Source organism: Anaerobacillus sp. ABR4_321 (assembly GCF_056158505.1).
The window spans coordinates 2,170,579-2,194,640 of record NZ_JBSWTK010000001.1; the positions used below are offsets into that span (position 1 = coordinate 2,170,579).

22 protein-coding genes and 1 other annotated feature (1 of these 23 running past the window's edge) are annotated in these 24,062 nt (G+C 41.1%); of the genes, 17 read left to right on the forward strand and 5 right to left on the reverse strand.

What is annotated here, in order from left to right:
* Positions 1-46 precede the first annotated feature (46 nt).
* The 3 genes from ACXADT_RS11225 to ACXADT_RS11235 all read left to right on the forward strand — a co-directional run bounded on the left by ACXADT_RS11225 (position 47) and on the right by ACXADT_RS11235 (position 2,145).
* On the forward strand, positions 47-475 hold the full coding sequence (locus ACXADT_RS11225; RefSeq protein ID WP_270179204.1) for a BrxA/BrxB family bacilliredoxin: 429 nt from the start codon (positions 47-49) through the stop codon (positions 473-475).
* A gap of 122 nt (positions 476-597) precedes the next feature.
* Positions 598-1,566: an aromatic acid exporter family protein gene (locus tag ACXADT_RS11230; protein WP_474811207.1), complete on the forward strand. Its 969-nt coding sequence runs from the start codon at positions 598-600 to the stop codon at positions 1,564-1,566.
* Between the two features lie 45 nt (positions 1,567-1,611).
* The gene (locus ACXADT_RS11235; RefSeq protein WP_474835176.1) at positions 1,612-2,145 is read left to right on the forward strand and encodes a L,D-transpeptidase; all 534 of its coding nucleotides are present in this window, start codon (positions 1,612-1,614) and stop codon (positions 2,143-2,145) included.
* A 26-nt stretch (positions 2,146-2,171) separates the two neighbouring features.
* On the opposite strand, the gene prli42 is transcribed toward ACXADT_RS11235, so the two are convergent.
* Entirely contained in the window at positions 2,172-2,264 is a 93-nt protein-coding gene (gene prli42, locus ACXADT_RS11240) for a stressosome-associated protein Prli42 (protein WP_270179202.1), read from the reverse strand.
* 201 nt (positions 2,265-2,465) lie between these two features.
* Here prli42 and ACXADT_RS11245 point away from each other — a divergent pair, with 201 nt between their 5' ends.
* The 9 genes from ACXADT_RS11245 to ACXADT_RS11285 all read left to right on the forward strand — a co-directional run bounded on the left by ACXADT_RS11245 (position 2,466) and on the right by ACXADT_RS11285 (position 13,095).
* A complete protein-coding gene (locus ACXADT_RS11245) occupies positions 2,466-4,124 on the forward strand; it encodes an acyl-CoA mutase large subunit family protein (RefSeq protein WP_270179201.1) in 1,659 nt (552 codons plus the stop codon).
* 17 nt (positions 4,125-4,141) lie between these two features.
* Entirely contained in the window at positions 4,142-4,978 is an 837-nt protein-coding gene (mce, locus tag ACXADT_RS11250) for a methylmalonyl-CoA epimerase (protein WP_270179200.1), read from the forward strand.
* Positions 4,978-6,525, forward strand: coding sequence for an acyl-CoA carboxylase subunit beta (locus ACXADT_RS11255; RefSeq protein WP_474835173.1), 1,548 nt, complete (start codon positions 4,978-4,980; stop codon positions 6,523-6,525). Before mce ends, ACXADT_RS11255 begins: the two co-directional genes overlap by 1 nt.
* A gap of 25 nt (positions 6,526-6,550) precedes the next feature.
* A complete protein-coding gene (locus ACXADT_RS11260) occupies positions 6,551-7,669 on the forward strand; it encodes a M20/M25/M40 family metallo-hydrolase (RefSeq protein WP_474835171.1) in 1,119 nt (372 codons plus the stop codon).
* A 141-nt stretch (positions 7,670-7,810) separates the two neighbouring features.
* Entirely contained in the window at positions 7,811-8,299 is a 489-nt protein-coding gene (locus tag ACXADT_RS11265; protein ID WP_474811216.1) for a MarR family winged helix-turn-helix transcriptional regulator, read from the forward strand.
* A 96-nt stretch (positions 8,300-8,395) separates the two neighbouring features.
* The gene (locus tag ACXADT_RS11270) at positions 8,396-9,673 is read left to right on the forward strand and encodes a DNA polymerase IV (protein WP_474835169.1); all 1,278 of its coding nucleotides are present in this window, start codon (positions 8,396-8,398) and stop codon (positions 9,671-9,673) included.
* Positions 9,674-9,692: 19 nt separating this feature from the next.
* On the forward strand, positions 9,693-10,649 hold the full coding sequence (locus tag ACXADT_RS11275) for an AAA family ATPase (protein WP_474811220.1): 957 nt from the start codon (positions 9,693-9,695) through the stop codon (positions 10,647-10,649).
* Positions 10,650-10,666: 17 nt separating this feature from the next.
* Complete coding sequence (locus ACXADT_RS11280) at positions 10,667-11,860, forward strand: DUF58 domain-containing protein (RefSeq protein WP_474835167.1); 1,194 nt, start codon at positions 10,667-10,669, stop codon at positions 11,858-11,860.
* Entirely contained in the window at positions 11,857-13,095 is a 1,239-nt protein-coding gene (locus ACXADT_RS11285) for a DUF4129 domain-containing protein (protein WP_474835165.1), read from the forward strand. The genes ACXADT_RS11280 and ACXADT_RS11285 overlap by 4 nt, the downstream gene beginning before the upstream one ends.
* On the opposite strand, the gene ACXADT_RS11290 is transcribed toward ACXADT_RS11285, so the two are convergent.
* On the reverse strand, positions 13,045-13,644 hold the full coding sequence (locus ACXADT_RS11290; RefSeq protein WP_474835163.1) for a lysostaphin resistance A-like protein: 600 nt from the start codon (positions 13,642-13,644) through the stop codon (positions 13,045-13,047). The two genes, ACXADT_RS11285 and ACXADT_RS11290, sit on opposite strands and share 51 nt — an antisense overlap.
* Before the next feature lie 89 nt (positions 13,645-13,733).
* On the opposite strand from ACXADT_RS11290, the gene rnz reads away from it, so the two are divergent.
* Entirely contained in the window at positions 13,734-14,654 is a 921-nt protein-coding gene (rnz, locus tag ACXADT_RS11295) for a ribonuclease Z (RefSeq protein ID WP_474835161.1), read from the forward strand.
* A gap of 86 nt (positions 14,655-14,740) precedes the next feature.
* On the opposite strand, the gene namA is transcribed toward rnz, so the two are convergent.
* Entirely contained in the window at positions 14,741-15,760 is a 1,020-nt protein-coding gene (namA, locus tag ACXADT_RS11300) for an NADPH dehydrogenase NamA (RefSeq protein ID WP_474835159.1), read from the reverse strand.
* A gap of 67 nt (positions 15,761-15,827) precedes the next feature.
* A complete protein-coding gene (locus ACXADT_RS11305; RefSeq protein WP_474835157.1) occupies positions 15,828-16,613 on the reverse strand; it encodes a glycerophosphodiester phosphodiesterase in 786 nt (261 codons plus the stop codon).
* 153 nt (positions 16,614-16,766) lie between these two features.
* On the opposite strand from ACXADT_RS11305, the gene ACXADT_RS11310 reads away from it, so the two are divergent.
* The 4 genes from ACXADT_RS11310 to ACXADT_RS11325 all read left to right on the forward strand — a co-directional run bounded on the left by ACXADT_RS11310 (position 16,767) and on the right by ACXADT_RS11325 (position 22,503).
* On the forward strand, positions 16,767-18,383 hold the full coding sequence (locus tag ACXADT_RS11310; protein ID WP_474835155.1) for a M20/M25/M40 family metallo-hydrolase: 1,617 nt from the start codon (positions 16,767-16,769) through the stop codon (positions 18,381-18,383).
* An 85-nt stretch (positions 18,384-18,468) separates the two neighbouring features.
* On the forward strand, positions 18,469-18,675 hold the full coding sequence (locus ACXADT_RS11315) for a heavy-metal-associated domain-containing protein (RefSeq protein ID WP_270179190.1): 207 nt from the start codon (positions 18,469-18,471) through the stop codon (positions 18,673-18,675).
* 196 nt (positions 18,676-18,871) lie between these two features.
* Complete coding sequence (cls, locus tag ACXADT_RS11320; RefSeq protein ID WP_474811235.1) at positions 18,872-20,317, forward strand: cardiolipin synthase; 1,446 nt, start codon at positions 18,872-18,874, stop codon at positions 20,315-20,317.
* Positions 20,318-20,472: 155 nt separating this feature from the next.
* Positions 20,473-22,503, forward strand: coding sequence for a peptidoglycan D,D-transpeptidase FtsI family protein (locus tag ACXADT_RS11325; RefSeq protein WP_474835153.1), 2,031 nt, complete (start codon positions 20,473-20,475; stop codon positions 22,501-22,503).
* Positions 22,504-22,542: 39 nt separating this feature from the next.
* Here ACXADT_RS11325 and ACXADT_RS11330 read toward each other — a convergent pair whose 3' ends face one another.
* Entirely contained in the window at positions 22,543-23,886 is a 1,344-nt protein-coding gene (locus ACXADT_RS11330; RefSeq protein ID WP_270179187.1) for a sodium-dependent transporter, read from the reverse strand.
* Between the two features lie 62 nt (positions 23,887-23,948).
* Positions 23,949-24,062, reverse strand: a binding site (T-box leader); it runs 94 nt beyond the window's last position.

Genomic DNA, 24,062 nt, shown 5'->3' on the forward strand with positions numbered 1-24,062 from the left:
ATACAATATAATGTAAGATGTACCGAGTTAAGGGAGGAATTATGGAATGTCTATGGATTTTAATCTATTTATGAATGATGTGGTCGCTACAGCAAGAGAAGAGATTAAAGCTGCTGGCTATCAAGAACTAACGACTTCTGAAGAAGTTGAAGAAGTTATGGCGAAAAAAGGAACGACTCTTGTAATGGTCAACTCAGTGTGCGGCTGTGCTGGGGGCGTTGCACGTCCTGCAGCCAAAGTAGCTGTTTCTAACGAGAAAACACCTGATCATCTCGTAACCGTTTTCGCAGGCCAAGATAAAGAAGCTACTGCAAAAGCACGTTCTTACTTTACTGGATTCGCACCATCTTCTCCTTCATTTGCACTTCTCAAAGATGGAGAGATCATCAACATGGTAGAGCGTCACGAGATCGAAGGAAGCGACCCGGAAGAAGTAGTGGGAATGCTTCAATACCTTTTCAATAAATATTGCTAATAACAGAAGGCGGCAGGCTTGGACCTGTTGCCTTTTTTCTGTTATTTTAGAAGGTTTCCGTTTAAGGATGAGACTTTGTAGGATATTAAGGAAGTATAACGAGGTGGAAGGAAGAATAGGAATTGAAACTGAAAATCGGTTATCGAACATTAAAAACCGCAATAGGTACAGGAACAGCGATCACGATCGCACAAATTTTCTCACTAGATAACTATGTTTCAGCGGGAATCCTTACGATACTCTGTATCAAACCTACGACGAAACGGTCGTTTCTTAGTTCGTGGCAAAGGTTTCTTGCCTGTTTGCTTGGAATTTTGTTTAGTGCAGTATTTTTTGAGGGGATCGGGTACAATCCGTTAAGTATATCCCTATTGCTACTTATGTTTATTCCAGCAGTAGTTGCAATAAAAGCGACGGAAGGCGTCATTACAAGTTCAGTTATCATTCTTCATATTTATAATTTTGGTACGATAAGTTGGGATATCGTCTTCAATGAAGTAGCCATTATTGTGATTGGAATAGGGGTGGCGCTGCTATTTAATCTTTATATGCCTAATTTAGAAAAAGATTTGTTGAAGTACAGGGTACAGATTGAAGAAAAGTTTTCGGTGATCTTGATGGAATATGCCGTCTATCTTAGACATGGGGAAAGTTCCTGGGATGGTAAAGAGATGCTTGAAGTTGGAGATGCTCTACAAGAAGCGAAAAGCATTGCGCTCAAAGATATCGAGAACCATATGCTGCGTGATGATGATAAATATTATAAGTACTTTAAAATGCGTGAAAAGCAATTTTTCATACTAGAAAGGTTACTTCCGATCATTTCTTCTCTTGATCAAACCTACATACAAGGACAGAAGATGGCTGAGTTTATGGAGAAATTAAGTCATGCTGTAAAGCCGCAAAATACGGCAAGCGTCTTTCTTGATGAGCTATACGAAATGAGAGAAGAGTTTAGAAATTCAGCGTTACCATCAGATCGATCAGAGTTTGAAACACGTTCTGCCCTTCACCATTTTTTGAACGAGATCGAACAGTATCTATTATTAAAGCGGTACTTAAAGCCAGGAGCTTTTTCAAAGGACGAATGATTTCATTGCAACGATGCATCCTAAGAAGAAAAAGGGGGATTTTTCTTGGGATCGTTCTTTTTCACGATGTTGCTTACGATGTCGGTCATCTTCCCGCTTGGTGACACCATAGTTGGGGATCCATATATTATTGTAAATAAGAAGACAAATCAAGTCGCATTCATTCAACAAGGAAGAATCGAGAAAGTTTTACCTGTAGCTACCGGTAAAAGTAATGAGTTGACCCCAGAAGGCACATTCACCATCGTTGTAAAGGCTGTAAATCCTTATTATCGAAAGAAAAACATTGCCGGCGGTGATAAACAAAACCCGTTAGGAACGAGATGGATCGGTTTTGATGCGGAGGATACAGATGGAAGAATATATGGATTACACGGTACGAATAAACCTTCATCGATCGGTAAGTATGTAACAGCAGGCTGCGTGAGACTGCATAATGAAGAGATTGAAAAGCTGTTCGATGAGGTACCGATCGGAACAAAAGTTTTGATCACAACGAGCCCTGAATCCTTTGAAACGTTAGCAATAAAAGTTGGTGCTCTTTCGAAACAAAAAACAGAAGGTGCTGTCTTACACTAAGACAGCACCTTCTGTTTTTATATTTTTTAAAATAACATCGCTGTAGCTCCAGCAAATAAGCTTAGTAGCATCGAGATGATCATGATGTATACAACGACCTTCGTTGTTTTTCGGGGCATGAAAGTCCCTCCCTCAATTGAACATTCTATCGTTATTTTACATGTATTTGTATGAAGGTACAAGCTTAATAAACGAACAACTTCTGAGCTGATTCTACAATTTTTTCGTATCCAGGAAGGAAAACGCTTTCTTTATGAAGAATAGTATATAAGTTAGACATCTTATTTCGGCATAATGCGACTAGACAGGGAGGAATGGGGATGACAACAGATCAGAAGGATTTTCAAAAGCAATTCGAAGAATGGAAAGCGTTAACTGAGAAGTTATTAAACAAATTTCCTGAGAAGAAGGAAGAGTTTGTTACGAGTTCAGGAATCGAAATAGATCGTCTTGCTCACCCAAATGTGCTAGATGAAACATATATGAAGAAACTTGGTTTTCCTGGTCAGTACCCTTATACACGTGGTATTCAACCGACGATGTACAGAGGGCGAACGTGGACGATGAGGCAGTACGCAGGATTTGGATCTGCTGAAGAAACGAATTCTCGTTTTAGGTATCTACTAGATCAAGGTCAAACCGGCTTATCAGTAGCGTTCGATCTACCAACGCAAATCGGTTATGACTCTGATGATATGATGGCAAAAGGTGAAGTAGGGAAAGTAGGAGTAGCGATCGATTCGCTCGATGACATGGAAGCGCTTTTAAAAGATATACCGTTAGACAAAGTTAGTACTTCCATGACCATCAATGCCCCTGCTGCTGTATTACTTGCTATGTATATTGCTGTAGCTGAAAAGCAGGGTGTTTCTCAAAGCGAAATTTCAGGTACGATACAGAACGATATATTGAAGGAGTATATTGCAAGAGGAACTTACATCTTTCCACCTAAACCATCGATGAGGTTAATCACGGATATATTCGCATATTGTGCAGAACATGTGCCGCGTTGGAACACGATCAGTATTTCTGGCTACCATATTCGTGAAGCGGGTTCTACAGCTTCTCAGGAGCTTGCGTTTACGATTGCGAACGGTATCGCTTATGTAGATGCTGCGATTGAAGCTGGGCTAGCAGTTGATGATTTTGCTCCTCGCCTTGCGTTCTTTTTCAACGGGCATAATCAATTTTTAGAAGAGGTTGCAAAGTTTAGAGCAGCACGAAGAATTTGGTCAAAAATCATGAAGGAACGCTATGGGGCTAAGAAGGCTAAGAGCTTGCAGCTGCGCTTCCATACACAAGTTGCTGGTTCAACGCTGACCGCACAGCAGCCTGATAACAATATAGTAAGGGTTACGATTCAGGCTTTAGCTGCCGTTCTAGGTGGGACGCAGAGCCTTCATACAAATGCCAAGGACGAAGCACTTGCTCTTCCTACTGAGGACTCTGCTCGTATTGCGCTTCGTACTCAGCAGATTATTGCAAATGAGAGTGGCGTGACCGACACAGTTGACCCATTAGGCGGCTCTTATTATATTGAAAAGTTAACAGATGAGCTAGAAGAATATGTATTCAATTATATCGAGAAGATCGATGACATGGGTGGTGCAGTGTCCGCAGTTGAACAGGGCTATATGCAGCGTGAAATACATCAGGCAGCGTATGAAACGCAGAAGAAGATTGAATCTGGGGAAGAAATCGTTGTAGGCATGAACAAATATACATTAGAAGATGAACCGAAGCCTGAATTACACCGTATCGATCCAGAGCTTCAACGAAAACAAATCGAAAAACTAACAGAACTTAGAAGTCGTAGAGATTCTAGTCGAGTGAGCGCTCGGTTAGCAGAATTAAAAGAAGGCGCGAAAGGTGATGCCAATTTAATGCCGCTTATTTTAGAGTGTGTGAAAGATTACTGCACAGTGGGAGAAATTTGTGGCGTACTTAGAGAAGAATTTGGAGAATATACAGGAGTTTAACTGGGGAGTGGGATGCTATGAAAAAAATACGTGTATTGATTGCAAAACCAGGACTAGACGGTCATGACAGAGGAGCACTCGTGGTAGCTCAAGCTCTTCGGGATTATGGGATGGAGGTCATCTATACAGGACTAAGACAAACACCTCAACAAATCGTAGCTGCTGCCATCCAAGAAGACGTAGATGCGATCGGACTTTCTTGTTTATCAGGAGCTCATAATGAGTTGTTTCCTGAAATTGTATCGATGCTTAAAGATCGTGAGGCTGAAGATATAATCGTAGTCGGAGGAGGGGTGATTCCGTGGGAAGATATTCCTTTCCTCGAATCAAAAGGAGTTCAAAAAGTGTTTACCCCAGGAACTCCCACAAAAGAAACGGCTATTTTTATTGAGAAAGCAGTTAGGGAACGAGATGGACTAAGTGAAGAGGTCTATACACCTCCTAAGAAAATCGATCACATAGGTATCGCAGTTTCTTCCCTTGAACAAGCGCTGCCGTTTTACGTTGATTCACTTCATCTTCAGCTTGAAGCCATTGAGGAAGTGCCGTCTGAAAAAGTTAAGATTGCTTTTTTGAAGATTGGTGAATCTAAGATCGAGCTTCTAGAACCGTTAAATGATGAAAGTCCTATCGCTTCCTTTATCGAGAAGCGAGGTGAAGGCATACACCATATCGCACTTTCTTCTGACAACATTGAGGATCGACTCCAGGAACTTTCAGAGCGGGGAATCAAGCTTATTCACGAAAAGCCTGTTAAAGGCGCAGGGGGCGCAAATATTGCCTTTTTGCATCCTAAGTCAGCTGGGGGAGTATTATACGAACTATGTGAGAAGGATACAAAGGAGGCGGAATAATGGATATGTACGATAAAATTAATGAACTGTACGATCGTCGAAGAGAAGTAGAGATGGGTGGGGGAGATGAACGAATAAGGAAGCAACATGATAAAGGAAAATTAACGGCTAGAGAACGAATCGATCTACTCGTTGACAAAGGTTCTTTTGTAGAACTTAATTCATTCATTGAACACCGTTCGTTGGATTTTGGTATGTCTGATCAAAAGGCTCCTGGTGAAGGAGTTGTGACAGGCTACGGAAAAGTTGACGGTCGCCCGATCTATGTATTTGCGCAAGACTTTACAGTATTCGGTGGCGCTCTCGGAGAAATGCATGCCATGAAAATAGCGAACGTAATGGATTTAGCGGCAAGAAACGGAGCCCCCATTATCGGCTTAAACGACTCAGGTGGTGCGAGGATTCAAGAGGGTGTGGTATCATTAGACGGGTATGGACAGATCTTTTACCGTAATTCAATCTATTCCGGTGTTATCCCACAAATTTCAGTAATCATGGGTCCTTGTGCAGGTGGTGCCGTCTATTCTCCTGCTATAACAGATTTCGTATTTATGGTTGAGGATACGAGCCAAATGTTTATTACTGGGCCTAAGGTAATCGAAACAGTGACGAGAGAGAAGATAAGCGCGGAAGATTTAGGTGGTGCAAAAGTCCACAGATCTAAAAGTGGTAATGCTCACTTCACGGGTAAAACCGAAGAAGAAGTTCTTTCAGATGTGCGTCGTTTAATCAGCTACCTTCCTTTAAATAATGAAGAAAAGGCGCCTGTTAAGGTGGAGTCAGAACGAGAGGATTTCTGTGGAGACTTAGCAGATATCGTGCCTTTTGACTCAACGCGACCTTATGATGTTCGTACTGTTATCGAAGAGGTTGTTGATCCTGGTTCATTTTTTGAGGTTCAACAGCATTTCGCTAAGAATATCGTAATTGGATTCGCAAGACTGAAAGGTGAAACAGTCGGTATGATTTGTAACCAGCCTAAAGTGATGGCTGGCGGTCTCGACATTGATTCTTCAGATAAATTATCACGCTTCATACGCTTTTGTGATTCTTTCAATATTCCTCTCATTACATTTGAGGACGTAACGGGCTTTTTCCCAGGAATCAAACAGGAGCACGGCGGGATTATTCGCCACGGAGCGAAGATTCTTTATTCTTATTCAGAAGCAACGGTTCCGAAGATCACTGTGATTCTTAGAAAAGCATATGGTGGAGCGTATGTAGCATTGAATTCTAAATCGATAGGTGCAGACTTAGTTTACGCTTGGCCAAATGCAGAAATTGCAGTCATGGGTCCTGAGGGAGCGGCGAACGTCATCTTCTCAAGGGAAATCAATGAAAGTGATAACCCAGAAGAAACGAGAGCTGCAAAGATTCAAGAGTATCGCGAAAAGTTTGCAAACCCGTACATAGCTGCTTCTCGTGGCATGGTAGACGACGTGATCGACCCTAGAGAAACTCGAATCAAGCTTCTTGAAGCATTGGAATTAATGCGGAATAAAAAAGACGAGCGTCCTAAGAAGAAACATGGAAATATTCCATTATAATCAAGTGATATAGGAGGCATACACCATGATTAATGAGCAACGTTTACTCGATGAGTTTTTAGAACTTGTACAAATTGATTCAGAAACAAAAAAAGAAAAGCGCATCGCAGCCATTTTAAAAGAAAAATTCACTTCTCTAGGTGTCGAAGTAGAAGAAGATGATGCTGCTGAAAAAACAGAACACGAAGCGGGTAACCTTATTTGTACACTGAAGGGTAACGTGGAAGCCGATAGTATATACTTCACTTCTCATATGGATACTGTTGTTCCAGGACAAGGAGTTAAACCAACTGTAGAAGATGGATATGTTCGTACTGATGGAACGACGATCCTAGGAGCGGATGATAAGACGGGATTAGCAGCTATGTTTGAAGCAATCCGTGTTTTAAAAGAGCAAAACATCCAGCACGGGACAATCCAATTCATCATCACTGTAGGAGAAGAATCTGGACTGCAAGGTGCAAAAGTACTTGATCCCGAAAAGCTTATTGCCAAATATGGCTATGCGTTAGACAGTGACGGAGAAGTTGGTAAAATCATTACAGCTGCTCCAACTCAAGCAAAGATCCTAGCAAAAATTCACGGTAAGACTGCGCACGCTGGTGTTGCGCCAGAAAAAGGTGTTTCTGCAATTACGATTGCTTCTAAGTCTGTTGCCAAAATGCCACTTGGTCGACTTGATGATGAAACCACTGCAAATATTGGTCGTTTTGAAGGTGGCTCCCAAACAAACATCGTATGTGACTACGTTGAAGTGTTAGCCGAAGCCCGTTCACTCGTGCCAGAAAAAATGGAAGCTCAAGTGGAGAAAATGAAAAAAGCATTCGAATCAACTGCAGAAGAAATGGGTGGATCGGTGGACCTTGATATCCAAGTCATGTACCCAGGCTTTAAATTTGGTGAGGGAGACCATGTAGTTGAAGTTGCGAAGAGAGCGATGAACGAGATTGGTCGCTCGCCTGAACTATTAACGAGTGGTGGTGGAAGTGACGCGAATATCATTGCGGGTCATGGTATACCTACAGTTAATCTTGCAGTAGGATATGAAGAGATCCACACGACAAATGAGCGTATGCCTGTGAAAGAATTGATAAAAGTCTCTGAAGCAGTTGTTGCGATCATTAAAGAAGTTGCAAAAGGGTAAATTCTTCACAATTTAGTTACGGTTTAAGGTTGTCTAGCTAGTCTAGGCAGCCTTTTTACTATTAAATTGGAAAATGTAAAGTTAAAATATGTTAAACTATATTCGTGATAATTTAACAATATATTGGAAGTGGTGTTAATCATGGACTCTATTCGAACTCACAAACTATTAAACTACATGAGAGGAACATACAAAGTACTCGAAAATGAATGGCAAAAAAACGCAAGAGAAATTGGTCTTACACAGGCAGAACAGCATGTGATGTGGATCGTATTCACCGAAACAGAGGTAACGATAACGAGAATATCTGAAGTAGGGCTTTGGGACGTTTCTACTGTGATGCAAGTTTTAAAACGCTTAAAAAATAAAGGGTTCGTCGCAATAGAAAAGAAAGCTAGCGATCGAAGAATCTCTTATGTTAAATTAACAGAATCAGGCTTAACGAAGATTGACGCAAGTACGAAATACTCGTATTCTGTTGGAGAATACATAGATGAATATCGTAGACGTTCTGCTGAACATGCAGCATTTCTAGATGATCTTTATCAATTTCAGCTTGAATTTAACAAACACTTTCATGGTAGTGAGTTCGTCAATTGGATCGAAAAGCAGAAAGAGCGTGATTTGTAAGACGGGAACTTTTCCTGTCTTTTTTTTGCAGAGGTTTATCGCTCGTGATAGCTTATGGTTTTCAGATCATCCTAAAGAGGAAGGAGGCTGGTGTTAATGAATCAATACAATAAAAGCGGTGGGAGAATTATTTTTCATGTCGATATGAACAGTTTCTATGCTTCTGTTGAAGCGGCTCATAACCCAGACCTTCGAGGAAAGCCGCTTGCTATCGCGGGTAATGTTGAAGAAAGAAAGGGAATCGTTGTAACGAGTAGCTATGAAGCTCGAAAAATGGGGGTCAAGACGACAATGCCACTATGGGAGGCGAGGAAGCACTGCCCAGAGCTTTTAGTAATGCCACCAAACTTTCCGCTATATCGGCAAACTTCCCTGCAAATTTTCGAGCTTCTAGAATCGTATACGCCACTTGTTCAACCCGTCTCGATCGATGAAGGGTATCTAGATATCACAGACGACTGCAAGGGAACCAATCCGGTGTCGATTGCAGAGGAGATTCAAAGACGGATTTTTAAAGAAATTGGCATTCCATGCAGCATCGGCATTGCACCTAATAAATTCTTAGCAAAGATGGCTTCCGATATGAAAAAGCCGCTTGGTATCACTATATTACGTAAAAGACAGATCGACGAAATCCTTTGGCCGCTTGATGTTGGAGAAATGCATGGAGTTGGTAAGAAAACCAAAGAGAAACTTAAAGAATTAAACATCACGACGATAGGGGAGCTCGCGAAAGCAAACCCGGTGCAACTCGAAATCAAGCTCGGGATTAATGGGAAAAGGTTGCACGAGCGCGCAAATGGTATCGACGATCGACCAGTAGACCCCGATGCGATCGACGATTTTAAAAGCGTAGGCAATTCTTCTACTTTCCCAGAAGACTTAGTGGATCGCCAAAGGGTGTTTACTGCGCTCACGAACCTTTCTGACTCAGTCGCAAAACGGATGGAGCAAAAAGGCGTTTTAAGTTTCAATGTGCAGTTAACCATTCGCTATAGTGACAGGACAACGATTACGAGAAGCAGGAAATTACAAAACCCAATCTCGAAATCAGCAGACATCTTAGAGGCAGCAAAATACCTTTTTTCAAAGAACTGGTCTGGTCAACCGATCCGCTTGCTAGGGATAACTGGTCAACAGCTTGTCGACCGTGATGAAGCCACAGTACAGCTTGATTTATTTTCCTTTGAGGAAGACTCTAAACGTGCTGACCTATATGACACGATCGGTTCGATACGAAAGAAATTCGGTGAGAGTTCATTGCTAAAGGGAAATCAGCTTCAGAAAGACGGAAGTCACAAACTACGTGATGAAAAAAGAAGAGGAACAAGTCTAGATCGAGATTTTCTTTGGAAATATAAGAATAAGAAATAATCATGAAGGAGCATACTTAATGTCGATTTCACTAAAGATGGAGCAAGTACAAAATGAGATAAAAAAAGTGCTTGTAGGGAAAGAAGAATTAGTTGAGCTAGTGATGATTTCGCTATTGAATAACGGTAATATCCTTCTAGAAGATGTACCAGGTACAGGGAAAACGCTCTTAGCAAAATCGGTTGCAACGCTGCTCGGAGGCAGCTTTAGAAGAATTCAATTTACTCCTGACGTTCTACCGAGTGATGTTACAGGCATCGAGTTTTTTAATCCTAAAAATCAAGAGTTCGAAATGCGTCCAGGTCCAGTTATGACGAACGTGTTATTAGCAGATGAGATCAACCGTGCGACCCCACGTACTCAATCAAGCTTACTTGAAGTGATGGAAGAAAAACAAGTTACGATAGAAGGAAGAACATTAAAACTTCCACAGCCTTTCATCGTGATCGCAACCCAAAACCAGCTTGAATCTCAAGGCACGTTTCCTTTGCCAGAAGCACAGCTCGATCGTTTTTTTATGCAGATGAAGAGCGGATACCCAACCTTTGATCAAGAGAAAAAAATGCTTACTATGATGAAGAACGGTATTCCAATCGACGATCTTTGTGCTGTTTTTACCACTGAAGAAATGATTGGATTGCAGCAACAGGTAAATGATGTGCATCTAGAAGATGTTTTAGAGAATTATTTATTATCAATCGTTCAAGCAACCCGCACGTCTGAAATGATTGAGGTAGGGATAAGTCCTAGGGCAACGATTGCATTTATGAAAGCCGCAAAAGGAAAAGCATTTATCCAGGGAAGGCGTTTTGTTATACCAGAAGATATTCAATTCGTGGCACCTTTTGTGTTAAGTCACCGCCTCGTATTATCGCTAGAAAGTTCAATGAGGATGACAAAGATGCAGGCTTTAGAAGCGGTTTTAAAAGAAGTCGATGTTCCAGTTGAAGTGAGTTCCAGTGGAATGAATGTTTGATGATGGATGGTAATCACGTGTCGGTATCTAATTCTCTGCAAATTCCTTCAGCTCTAAGTTGGATTGTTCTCTTTGTTGGCCTATACTCGCAAAACACGCCACTTCTATTGATAGCTATTTCATTCATCTTTCTTAATATGTTTACTAATTGGTATTTAAAAAAGGTTACAACTTCTGTAAATGTGAAGAACGAACAAACTACAATTAAACTTTTTCAGGAGGAGAAAACGGAGTTAACCTTTCAAATAGCGAACACTGGGAAGCTCCCTATTTGGAATGGTAAACTTAGATTTTCTTTAGATTCCATCGTAGTAGCCGAATTAAAAACAAACGAAGATTCTGCTACGTTCATTACTTATAGTATTCCACTTTCACTCCCGCCAGGAACAACCAAAACACTTTCTATCCCTATCCATGCAAAACAGAGAGGAACGACGAAAGTGAGACGTGTAGAACTTGTTGTGGAAGATTTGTTTGGTTTTGGTTCAACGAGGTGCAAGTTCAACGATTTCATTGCAAGCGAAATTCTCATTTACCCAAAATTAGGAGAAGTGAAGGGTGGAGAACAATTTTCGATTTTGACAGTCGGTACGACACCAGCTGATTACTCATTATATGAAAATCTAGCAGCTCCCTCTGGAGCAAGAGAGTATGTTAGTTCGGACTCTTTCAACCGTATTCATTGGAAAGCGTCAGCTAAGACGTCAGAATTGAAAACGAAAATTTTTGAGCGTTCGATCGAAATGAAATGGGTGTTTATTTTAGATGTGTCAGTAAAACGGTATAATATCCCTGCACAAGTGACCAAACACCTCGAAAAGTACATAAGTCAGTTAGCATATCTATGTGTGAAAGCAACAAAATTGGGCTACGCTTTTGAAATTCATATTAATTTAGATCCCGGAGGCTCATCTCCTTATATGATGCTCCATTCTGGAGAAGGAAGCGTCCACCTTAATAAGGCATTGGAATTCCTTTCTCGAATCGATAGAGGCATGCCGATTATATCGCAAGTTCGTATGGTAGCCATGCTTAAGAGGAAATTATATAGTAAAGATTCAGTAATCATTAAAGTGGGTGAAAACGGATTAAGTAAAGCTGAGTCTTCTTTTTATAGAGAGCTTGATAAGAAAGGAAGCAGGTGTTTTGAAGTGGAAAGCTCAGAACATGGTGCATTTCTTAGAAAGCTAGCAAAGGGGCGAGTCCTTTGAGAAAACCATTCTCTACAGTGAGATTGTTCCATTATTTATCACTAATCATGCTCGTTTATCTTTTTACCATGTTCGTTTATTTGTTTGACGTTTCGTATCCACCTCTCCTTCCATTCATTACGATGACTTTGATTGGAGGATTGCTCCTCGTCTTTTGGTCTACACAAAAGAAAGTGTACCAATTGTCTGGAGTGAAACTCATTCTAGGTGCGACGCTCCTTTTACTTGATGGATGGATAACTGGTTTGCAACTATGGAAAGCGCTTCTATTAACGATCGGTGTAAGTTTTGCGATTTATTTAAGTTTAAAAGATGATGAACGTACTATGAGCATTTTCTCAGTGTTTTTATGCTTCATAGGAACGATGATCTACTATATGATCGCTCCTGTTAGTGAGTTTAAGCATTTCGTTTTCATCATACCGTTTGTTCAACTTCTTTTCTTATTAGGAAATAGATTAAGTTATCAGTTGAGAAATGAAGGTGAGACGAGAAGGAGTTCGTTTTGGTCTTATAACACGATAACAGTCTTGTTTGTATTAGTTGCTATCGGTGCTGTCATTTCCATTACATTAAGACCTTTCATATTGAGTGTTATTTCGACAGTTTTTGGTGCAATAAGCTATATTTTAGGCCTACCAATATACTGGCTGACATTATTGATTACGTTTAACTCTAGCGAAGAAGATTTAGCTTCTTTTCAAAAGGCAGCGAATGGAGAACCACTAAAAGATAATGAGATTGAACAGCTTAGTAAAACCTCACCTTTTGATTATGAGCCGTTTCTTTATGTGGTAATAGCAGTGATCATCGCCATTTTAATCATTTGGATAGCTAGAAAAAAGGTGGTCCTATCACACTTCACTCCATCAGTTACTTCTACGTTTATAGAGCGGTCCACTAATGAACTCAAAAGGAGCACTCGAATAAAAAGGAAGCCTCCAGAGAATGAGGTTAGGAGATTAACGTATCAGTTAGAATTAAAAGCAATGAAATATGGATATCAAAGAGAAAAGAGTGAGACGTTGTTGGAATGGTACAAACGATTACCTGGATATGCTGATGAACATAAGCAAATCGTTCAAGTGTATGAAAAAGTACGATATTCGAACAAGTCAGTCACAGAAGAAGAGGTTCTTCACTATAAAGCTTGCCTGAAGAACCTCATGCATGAGATGAAACGGTCAAAGAAGAGGAAAGAAAACGAGAAGCATCAAGTCAAATACGAGGTGTGACAAAATCGGAACAGTCATCGTTCTCGTTCGATTATAGAGGTATCCCCAAGTAAAGCCTGCTAGTAGAGCAGCGACTATCAATAAAAACGTGCCTGCATAGATGTGTGCACTCGCATACAGTACAGTAGCCAATAGAATTGAAGAAGTACTTTGAGTTTTATCCATTTTACCTTGTACAAACCCTCGCCAAAATAACTCTTCTCCAGGGATTATGATTAGAATAAGACTTATGTAATGCCACGTTTCTTTTGGTGAAATCAGGTTATACAACGATTGCAAACTTGCGATCATATCAGGGAACAACATGAGCATTATTTGCTTCCCTATATAAAAGGTAAGATAGAGAAGGACACCACTTCCAACACCGATGAGAACGTGATTATATGTGACCTTTTTCCATGATGCAGATCGATATGAGTACAAGATCAATAGGAATAAGGATAAAGTGAAAGCTTGCCAAAAGAACAAGTCAGAAAGCAGGAAGAAACTTGAGAAAAGCAGCAAATGAGCAATGATGATCGAAATAATAACCTTTCTATTTCTAAGCATGAGTGTACTCCTAGGTTTGTAGTATACTAACTAGTTTAAAGGATAAAACATCGATTTGCGACAAAAGGTGTTCGAAAGGAGAGAGTTAAGTGGAGCTTCTATTTCTTGGTACCGGTGCTGGCGTACCATCCACGAAACGAAACGTGAGCTCATCGGCTCTGCGTCTTGAAAGCGGAGAGATATGGCTTTTCGACTGTGGTGAGGCTACACAGCATCAAATATTGACCTCAACTATCACGTTGAGAAAAATTACAAAGATTTTTATTACGCATTTACATGGGGATCACATTTTCGGCTTGCCAGGTCTACTTGGGAGTCGCTCCTTCCAGAGCGGAGAATCCGAACTAACGATCTATGGACCAGCAGGGCTAGAAGAATTTATACAAGCTTCCTTAAAAGTAAGTGGTACATACCTTCGTTACCCTCTTACCGTCATCGAGGTTAATGAGGATACTGAAATTCATATTGACGACTATACAATCCAAGTAGCTCTACTAGAGCACGGCATAACTAGTTTCGGGTATAGAATTCAAGAATCCAACAAACCAGGACGATTAGATGTAAGGAAACTTAAAAAGCTAGGCGTTCAACCAGGGCCATCTTATCGAATATTAAAAGCAGGTGGTCAGATCGAACATGATGGAAAAACGATAACACCAGAAGAGGTTACGGGGCCGCCTATAAGTGGTCGTTGTATCGTCATATGTGGAGATACTCGGTATAGTCAAAAAACGATTACGTTAGCGCGCAGAGCAGATTTACTCGTACATGAAGCAACGTTCTCGAATGAGAAAGAAACACTTGCTTACGATTATTTTCATTCTACTACTGTAGAAGCAGCAAAAATTGCGCGCGATGCAGAAGTTAGTCAGCTCGCACTTACTCACATTAGTTCACGGTATCAAGAAGAAGATCTCGATCGAATGGTAGAGGAAGCGAAAGAAATATTTCCGAACACTCAGATCGTGATGGACCATAGCTCGATAACCATCAAACAGCGTAACAAGTGAGTGGAAGAAGTTTCCTTTTAGTAAAAGACCCTAAATAGCAGGTGAAATCACTGCTTCTTAGGGTCTTTTGTATATCGTTACTGAAATTAATTCCAACCGCGTTCATATTGCTTAGGTGGTTCAAGTTCGGCATTCAGTTCAACTGAAGCTTTTCTTGGCCAGTATGGGTCACGTAGTAGCTCTCTCGCTAAAAACACGAGGTCTGCTCGTCCGTTTTGAATGATTTCTTCAGCTTGAAGCGGGTGAGTGATCAATCCAACTGCGCCAGTAGCGATCTTAGCGCCATGACGAATTTGTTCAGAATGCGTAACTTGGTATCCAGGATACGGATTGATCTTTGCAGGCACGATTCCACCAGTGCTACAGTCGACGAGATCCACGCCTTGCTTCTTCATTTCAGATGCAAAATAAATAAAGTCGTCGATCTTATTTCCTTCTTCGTTATAATCATCTGCAGAAATACGAACAAACAACGGGCCGTCCCACACTTCTTTAACTGAATCGATGGTTCTCTGTAGGAACGTATAACGGTTTTCACGTGAGCCGCCATATTCGTCATTTCGGTTATTCGTAAGAGGGGATAGGAATTCACTTATTAAATAACCGTGAGCGCCGTGTAGCTCAATGACATCGAAGCCAGCTTCTTTCGCACGTCTAGCACCTTCCCTGAAGGCATCGATCGTTTCATTAATCTGCTGCTTGGTCATTTCTTCAGGGGTTTTCATGCCATCGTCGAATGGAATTGCCGATGGAGCAAGAATGGGGCCATCGACCCTCGCTTTTCGTCCTGCATGTGCAATCTGAATACCTACCTTTGCTCCATGTTCTTGTGAGAGGTGAACAATTTTCTTGAGACCTTCGATATGCTCATCGCTCCAGATTCCTAAGTCTTCAGGTGAAATACGCCCTTGCTTCGTAACTGCAGCGGCTTCAGTGAAGATGAGTCCTACTTTCCCCATCGCTCGTGATGTATAATGCGTATAATGAAAATCCGTAGCCTTCCCATCCTGCGCTTCGCAGGAATACATACACATAGGACTCATAACGATTCGGTTTGCAAATGTAACGTTTTTGATCGAATAAGGGGTAAATAGTGCTGCTGTCATTTCATTTTCGCTCCTTTTCATTCCAATAGTTGAAGTATAGCACGGATCAATTAATAAATCTGAGATCTTACCTTATAATGTATTGCCAGAGCACCTTCCACCACTTACGTCTTTCTTGAGGGATATGCTCGTTCTTCATGATTTTTAGTGCAACATCTGGAACGTCTGTAATGATGCCATCCGCTTCCCATTCCAAGAACTGTTTGATGAGCCGTTCATCGTTAATGGTATAGGGTCTTACGTTAATTCCATGAGCCTGTGATGTTTTCGTGAGTGCTCGATTAACAGCACGGAATTGAGGGTGAATTGCTTTTGCTTTTATTTGTTTTGCGTAGTCCCACGGTTCCTCTAAGCTTGCCTTATAGATCGGAGCCGTTTCCACTTTCGACCATAGCTTATGAACATCGACGAGCCGGTTGTGTGCAAAGCTTGATATGACGGTGTTTTTTTCTGAACGATGTTTCTTAATGAGTGGTACGCTTTTTTCTACGAGCTCCGTATTCGTATCACTATAATACTTTAGCTCAATGTTTAACCACAGGTCAGGGAACTCGTTTGCGAAAATCAGTACTTCTTCGAGTGAAGGGATTACTTCTCCTTTGAACGATGGTGAAAACCAGCTTCCAGCATCGTGCTTTCTTAAGTCTGAAAACGATGTTTCGGTAACGATGCTTCGACCGGAAGCTGTACGTTTTAACGTCCTGTCATGGATGACGACAGGCACGTGGTCACTAGAAAGCTGGACGTCAAGTTCAATCCCTCCGGCACCTAGCTCAACAGCTCGTTTAAATGCACTCATCGTATTCTCCGGACACTGTTTACTTGCGCCTCGGTGTGCAAAGATAATCGTCATGTTTTCCTCCATTCTTGCTGGTCTTTTCGAGAGCAGTATGTATAAAATATTATATACAGTTTAAATGTTTTAAAAAGTCTTTCGATTCTCATATAACCTACCAAAAACGGGTTTCATTTGCAAAACGATAGAGAGATGAAGGAGGGCATTCTCATGGGAAAATGGCAAACAAAAGAGACGCTACTTTACTTGTTAACAAGACTAGTTGATCACCAAAGCGTCACAGGATCTTATCCTGAAATAGCACTTGCCGAATATATCCATCTACAGCTGCAAGACCTCCCTTACTTTAAGAAAAATCCCGAGCAGCTTGCTCTTCACCCAACAAGTGATGGCCGTTTTTTTGTAACTGGTCTGGTAAAGAATGGAACATCGAGGAAAACTGTTATCTTGATCAGCCACTTTGATGTTGTCGACGTTGAAGATTATGGACAGTGGAAGAACCTTGCGTTCAGCCCGTATGATCTAACTGAAGAATTTTATAAAAATAGCGATAAGCTGCCACTTGATGTCCAACAAGACCTCAATCATGGAGAATGGTTGTTTGGACGTGGAGTCATGGATATGAAATCTGGTTTAGCTCTACAAATGAGTATGTTAGAAAAAGCCAGCCTTGGAGAATTCGATGGCAATATTCTACTCTTGACTGTACCAGATGAAGAAGCGAATTCGATTGGTATGATCGAAGCTGTTCCTATTCTTGTCGAACTTGCAGAACAATATGATTTGAAGTATACAGCCTGCTTAAACTCAGAGCCGGTGTTCACTAAATATCCGGGCGACCAGAATATGTATGTCTACTCAGGATCGATCGGAAAATTGCTTCCGGGATTCTTCTGTTTTGGGCAAGAAACGCATGTAGGTGAACCATTTTCTGGATTGAATGCAAATTATATGGCTGCAGAAGTTACAAGGGAGCTCGAGCTAAATCAGGATTTTTGTGAAATTGTTGAAGGGGAAGTCACGCCGCCTCCTACAAATTTGATGCAAAAAGATTTGAAGGAAGAGTATTCTGTACAGATTCCCCATGTAGGTGTCACGCTTTTTAATGTGCTTGGAATGGAGAGCAGTATTCAGGAGATAACCGATAAATTATTTAAGTCTGCGGAAAAAGCAGCTAAGCGAATCGAGACCCACTATTTAGATCGAGCTCGTTCATTCTCAAAGCTTCAGTCCTTTCGACCTGAACCATTCCACGTACGCGTCCTCTCCTACCATCAATTGCTTAATAGAGCAGTAGAACTTTTCGGAGAGCCTGAAATTAAAAGGCGACAGGACTATATCATGGCGAACTATAAAGATCTAGGTGACCGAGATTTATCAACGAGAATGGTGTTTGACCTCGCTTCTCTATGCAAGGAGGATGGGCCGATGATCATCCTATTTTACAATCCGCCTTTCTATCCTGCAGTCTCTTCGCGTAATGATACGTTTATCCAAGAAACGATCAAAGAGGTCATCTCATATAGCGCAAACAAGCACAATGTTGTATTGAAGCATCAGAACTATTTCCCGGGACTATCTGATCTTAGCTTCGTTGGCCTTGAAAGGACAAAAGAAACAATTAAACCATTGAGTGATAACATGCCGTTGTTTGGACAATCATATAACCTTCCATTGGAAGCACTCGAGCAATTAAAAGTGCCTGTCATGAACCTTGGACCTAAAGGGAAAGATGCACACAAATGGACTGAAAGGTTAGAATTAACATACTCATTCGAAACACTATTAGATATGCTTCCATTCACGATTAAACAATTGCTGCGGTAATGTCGCACGACTGTCTTATTAACAAACGTATGGGTATACTTTAATGAAAAGGGAGTATCGTTTAAATAAGAGAGGTGTGAAGAGGGTGAAGGAAACGACATTTGTCATTAAGGGAATGACCAGTCATCAATGTAAGTCTTCTATTCGAAGTGCTTTACTCGACTTAACCGGCGTGGTTGCTGTTGAAGTTTACCTTGATGAAGGGAAAGGCGTCGTAGCATATGATGAAAAGGAAGTAAGCGTAAATGAGCTCACTTCTACCATCAAAAAGAGAGGGTACGAAGTGAATTAAAGCTCCAACTCAATAGTGTCGATCGACCAGCTGAGGTTTGGCTGGTTTTTTTGAGACGTCATCTATCTAAGCTGGATGGTTCCGGTTTATTTATAAATGTGGAATACGTCTTAAAATAAACAGGTAATTCATGTAAACTGTAAGATGATGTTTCCAACCGCCTTTCGTTAAGTGGTTGTTCAAAGGAGATACCGTTATGAATATCATATCTATTTTACTTGGAATTCTGTTTGTTCTTAACTTAGTGTTAGCAGCCGTCGTTATTTTTCTTGAGCGAAAAGATGCTGGTGCAACATGGGCCTGGTTGATGGTATTACTTTTTATCCCTCTCCTAGGCTTTATCATGTACTTAATTTTTGGACAAAACTTAAGTAGACGGAGGCTCTTTGATTGGGAGAACATTAAAAAAGTAGGCATCGAAGACCTTATCCAAGAACAGGTCAGTGAGATTAAAGAAGGCATCTACCCTTTTCGCCACGAAGAAATTGCGAGGCACAAGGACATTATCTACATGCACCTTGTTAACGATGATGCTGTGCTTACGCAAGATAACGATATAAAAGTGTTTACGGATGGTGAAGAAAAGTTTGAAGCTGTCTTACATGATATTGAGAATGCGAAAGATCATATCCATTTTCAGTATTATATCTTTCGCAAAGATAATCTTGGAAGAAAAATTGCTCAAAAGCTAACCGAAAAAGCACGAGAAGGTGTTAAAGTCAGGGTTCTTTACGATGAGATGGGCTCAAGAAGAACAAGGAAACGTTTTTTCCGAGAGCTGATTGAGGCTGGCGGAGAAGTCGAAGTGTTCTTCCCTTCACGAATACCATATGTAAACCCACGTTTGAACTATCGCAATCATAGAAAACTTGTTATTATAGATGGCCGTATCGGCTATGTAGGTGGGTTTAACGTTGGTGATGAATACCTTGGCCTTAACAAGAAGTTTGGCTATTGGAGAGACACGCATCTTCGAATGGAAGGAAGTGCAACTCATGCCATGCAGACGAGGTTCCTTCTTGATTGGAACCATGCAGCGCGTAATAAAGTGGGATACGAAGCAAATTACTTTCCTGTTTTACCGACGATTGGAGACGCTGGCGTACAGATCGTAAGCTGTGGTCCAGACTCAGAATGGGAGCAGATCAAAAACGGCTATATCAAATTAATCTCCTCAGCCAAAAGAACAGTTTACATTCAGACACCGTATTTTATTCCTGATGCAAGTTTGCTCGATGCGCTTCGGATTGCGGCTCTAAGTGGAGTTGATGTCAGACTCATGATACCGAATAAGCCTGATCATATGTTTGTTTACTGGGCAACGTATTCTTATGTTGGTGAGCTCTTAAAAGCAGGAGCAAGGATCTACATTTACCAAAACGGATTTATCCATGCAAAGACCATTTCGGTAGATGGTGAAATATCATCCGTAGGGACAGCGAATATCGACGTAAGAAGCTTTAAGCTGAATTTTGAAGTGAACGCCTTTATTTATAATGAACATATCGCCAAGCAGCTAGAAAAAACGTTCTTAGAAGATATGAGTAAAAGTGATGAATTGACAGCGGAAGGATATTACGATCGCTCAACGTGGATAAGGTTTAAAGAATCTATATCAAGATTGCTTTCTCCAATTCTATAGTAAGCCGTATGAGAGGTACCATTTATGGTGCCTCTTTTTTATACAAAAATGTTCATGAAAAATTTAAATAATTCAAACTTTGTAGAACAACATGACAAGATGATGTGTTAAAATGATTGGGAAGATAAGGAAAATATTGAAGGGAGAGGCACGAATTGATAAAGAAAAACATAAAAAAAACACATGTGCCTTTTCGATTAAATATACTATTCCTCTGTGTTTTTCTTTTGTTTTCTGCTCTTGTGTTGCGGTTAGGTGTCATTCAAATCGTACAGGGTGAAGATTTTGAGCGACTGACGGAACAAACAGAGAACGTGACGGCGAAATCATCTGCGCCAAGAGGGAAGATGTTTGATCGTTATGGTAGAGTCCTTGTAGATAATGAACCTACATTTACCCTTACATATATTCGTACTCAGAATACCAAATCGAACGAAAGGTTAGAGGTAGCCAGAAAGCTAGCGAACTTTATTGAAGTAGAAACGGACAACGTTACGGAACGAGACCTGAAAGACTACTGGATTTTAACGCAACCTGACAAAGCGAAGGCAAAGCTCTCTGACAAGGAATGGGGCGAGCTCCAACCAAAAGACGCCTACCAGCTACAAATCGATCGTATCGATGAGAAAGATTTGAAGGAAATAACCGAAGATCCAGAAGAAATGAAGGTTGCTGCGATTAAACGTGAGATGGACACAGGCTATGCGCTGTCTTCTCAATCGATAAAAAAGGGTCTGACTCGGGAAGAAATCGCGACTGTGAGTGAGAATCTAGATATCCTTCCAGGTGTAGACATTCAAGCGGACGCGGAGCGTATTTATCCTTATGGCAACACCCTTGAAACGATGTTCGGAAACCTTGGACAGATTCCTCAAGAAAATATCGATACCTATAAAATGAGAGGTTACGATCATAACGATCTTGTAGGGGTCAGTTACCTTGAAAAAGAATATGAAGAATTATTAAAAGGTCAAAAAGCAAAGAAAAAATATATTACCGACAAATCTGGTAAACCGATTGGCGAACCGGTCGTAACACCTGGTAAGCGAGGAAACGATCTTGTACTAACGGTGGATATTGATTTGCAGAAGGAGCTTGAATCTATTCTTGCAAACGAGCTACGAGGGGCGAGAGCGAGTGGCAATCCTAGCGCTGATCGCGCTTATGCCATAGCGATGGACCCGATGACAGGCGACATCTTAGCATTTGGTGGAACGAAATACGACTCGAGTGAAAATGACTATACCGAGTATTCCTATGGCACGCTTTCAGAAGCGTACGAAATGGGGTCTGCTGTCAAAGGTGCATCTGTTTTAACGGGGTATGAGACTGGAGTTATCGGGCATGGAACGGTTCTATACGATACACCCATCCAAATCCCTATGACACCAACAAAAGCTTCTTACACGAACATGGGATACGTTAACGATTTAACCGCACTTGAACGCTCTTCTAACGTGTACATGTTCCGGATCGCGATGATGATTGCGGGCTACGACTATCAGCCAAATACGGGTGGAATTCCATGGAATCCCAATGCTTATGACACGGTCAGGTACAACTTTAATCAGTTTGGGCTTGGAAAGAAAACAGGAATCGATATGCCGATCGAAACGTCTGGAATCAACGGTGGATATAATGTTCTTGGTAAACTTATGGACTTGATGATTGGACAGTTCGATACGTATACGCCTTTGCAAATGGCTCAATACATTTCCACAATCGCCAATGGTGGAAACCGAATTCAGCCACACTTTCTAAAAGAAGTTCATGAGCCATCAAACGTGAGTGGACTTTCAAACATTGTTGTTGAGCAGTTCGATACGAATGTGTTAAACACCATACAGATGAGCAACAGCGATATCGATAGAGTCCGAAATGGCTTACGGCTTGTAACGAATGGGAACAGAGGAACGGCAAGAAATGAATTTAGTGGTACAAGTTATTCACATGCGGGGAAAACTGGGACTGCACAGGTGAAGGATGATCGCTATAATCTCTCATTTGTTGGTTTTGCGCCATACGATAATCCTGAGATCGCCATCTCTGTCATCGTTCCGAACATGAACGATGATGGTAATCATGTGAATACACGTATCGGAAGACAACTTTTTGACGCATATTTTGATTTGAAAGATAAGCCTAAGCCTTCAGCCCCTGAAAGTAATGCTGAAGAGGAAGAGTGAAATTAACAACCCCTCACCAACGTGGTGAGGGGTTGTTTGTTAAATAAGTCCTAATGCATCAAGCATAACGGCAAGGATTAAGAGTGGCGCACCGAAGCGGATAAGATAATACCACGTTTCGAACAGTCCTTTTTTTAGTCCTCCTCCACGTTTAAGCTCCTCATATAAATCCGTCTTTTTCATTTTTAGTGGAACGAAAATTGCGATCAATAATGAGCCTAGAGGGAGTAAGATGTTGCTGACTGTATAATCAGCAAGGTCAAAAATCGTTTTTCCAAATAGCGTTACATCTCCTAGGACACCGTATGAGAGGGCGGAAGGAACTCCTACAACAAAGATAGCAAGACCGATGATCCACGCCCATTTTTTACGCTTTTCTAAATCTCCTTTTGAAATAACAGATACGATAATTTCAAGCATTGAAAATGCAGATGTCAGTGCTGCAAATAAGAAAAGTACTAAAAACGCAATGAAAAACAGCATGCCGAACGGCAGTTGACTGAAGACAGTCGGTAATACATTGAACAACAGTACGGGACCAGCACCTGGTTCAAGTCCAAACGAAAAGACTGCTGGGAAAATTGCGAGCCCGGCTAGTAGCACGATAAGAATATTCAAAGACACGATCGACATCGCTGAACGTGGTAAACTTTGAGTTTTTGGTAAATAAGAGCTGTACGTCACCATAACAGAGACGCCGACGCTCAGTGTAAAGAACGATTGTCCCATTGCTTCTAGGATGGTTTGAGACGTTACTTTCGTGAAGTCAGGCTGTAGTAAAAATTGTATGCCTTCCATTGCTCCATCGAGTGTGACAGCTCTTAGCACTAAAATGATAAAAAGAATGAAAAGTGCTGGCATCATGATTTTGCTTGCCTTTTCAATCCCTTTCTCTACTCCTCTTGAAACGACGAATATCGTCATCAAAATAAAGAGGAGCTGGACACCAACACTGATAAGTGGATTTGCGATCGTTGATCCAAAAATCTGCATGTATTCATCAGAGGATAGTCCATACATTTGCCCGGTTATCGCCTTATAGAGATAAACGATGATCCATCCGCCAACAACGCTATAGAAAGAAAGCAAAATAAACGAAGTAACCATACCTAGAATACCGACGCGATACCATTTTGACTGAGGGGCGATCGTCTTGTAGGAATCTACCGCATTGCTTTGAGCGGTTCGACCAATCGAGAACTCAGCAAGAAGAAGAGGTAGTCCTAGTATTAAAGTAAATAAAATAAAGATGAGGAAAAATGCGCCTCCTCCGTTTTGTCCAGCTGTATAAGGGAATTTCCAAATTGCGCCGAGGCCGATTGCGGATCCTGCAGCAGCTAAAATAAAGCTCAGTCTTGATGACCATTGTTCTTTCTGACTCATACTTTTCTCCTTTCATTCATGGGTAAAGACTCGCTGCAATAAAAAATCGTCCCTACGGAATCCGTAGGGACGATTGAATATCGCGGTACCACCCTGGTTGTGAGAAAAATCTCACCACTTTGTATGTTTAACGATCTTCACCGTCTTTTGCCGAAGCAAAAGAAGCTCCAGAAATG

Bases quoted from the DNA above. Each gene is read 5' to 3' on its own strand.
- namA (WP_474835159.1), bottom strand. From the start codon at position 15,760: ATGACAGCAGCACTATTTACCCCTTATTCGATCAAAAACGTTACATTT.
- ACXADT_RS11260 (WP_474835171.1), top strand. From the start codon at position 6,551: ATGATTAATGAGCAACGTTTACTCGATGAGTTTTTAGAACTTGTACAA.
- ACXADT_RS11265 (WP_474811216.1), top strand. From the start codon at position 7,811: ATGGACTCTATTCGAACTCACAAACTATTAAACTACATGAGAGGAACA.
- ACXADT_RS11290 (WP_474835163.1), bottom strand. From the start codon at position 13,644: ATGCTTAGAAATAGAAAGGTTATTATTTCGATCATCATTGCTCATTTG.
- mce (WP_270179200.1), top strand. From the start codon at position 4,142: ATGAAAAAAATACGTGTATTGATTGCAAAACCAGGACTAGACGGTCAT.
- prli42 (WP_270179202.1), bottom strand. From the start codon at position 2,264: ATGCCCCGAAAAACAACGAAGGTCGTTGTATACATCATGATCATCTCG.
- ACXADT_RS11305 (WP_474835157.1), bottom strand. From the start codon at position 16,613: ATGACGATTATCTTTGCACACCGAGGCGCAAGTAAACAGTGTCCGGAG.
- ACXADT_RS11255 (WP_474835173.1), top strand. From the start codon at position 4,978: ATGGATATGTACGATAAAATTAATGAACTGTACGATCGTCGAAGAGAA.
- ACXADT_RS11330 (WP_270179187.1), bottom strand. From the start codon at position 23,886: ATGAGTCAGAAAGAACAATGGTCATCAAGACTGAGCTTTATTTTAGCT.
- ACXADT_RS11225 (WP_270179204.1), top strand. From the start codon at position 47: ATGTCTATGGATTTTAATCTATTTATGAATGATGTGGTCGCTACAGCA.
- ACXADT_RS11275 (WP_474811220.1), top strand. From the start codon at position 9,693: ATGTCGATTTCACTAAAGATGGAGCAAGTACAAAATGAGATAAAAAAA.
- ACXADT_RS11270 (WP_474835169.1), top strand. From the start codon at position 8,396: ATGAATCAATACAATAAAAGCGGTGGGAGAATTATTTTTCATGTCGAT.
- ACXADT_RS11245 (WP_270179201.1), top strand. From the start codon at position 2,466: ATGACAACAGATCAGAAGGATTTTCAAAAGCAATTCGAAGAATGGAAA.
- ACXADT_RS11310 (WP_474835155.1), top strand. From the start codon at position 16,767: ATGGGAAAATGGCAAACAAAAGAGACGCTACTTTACTTGTTAACAAGA.
- cls (WP_474811235.1), top strand. From the start codon at position 18,872: ATGAATATCATATCTATTTTACTTGGAATTCTGTTTGTTCTTAACTTA.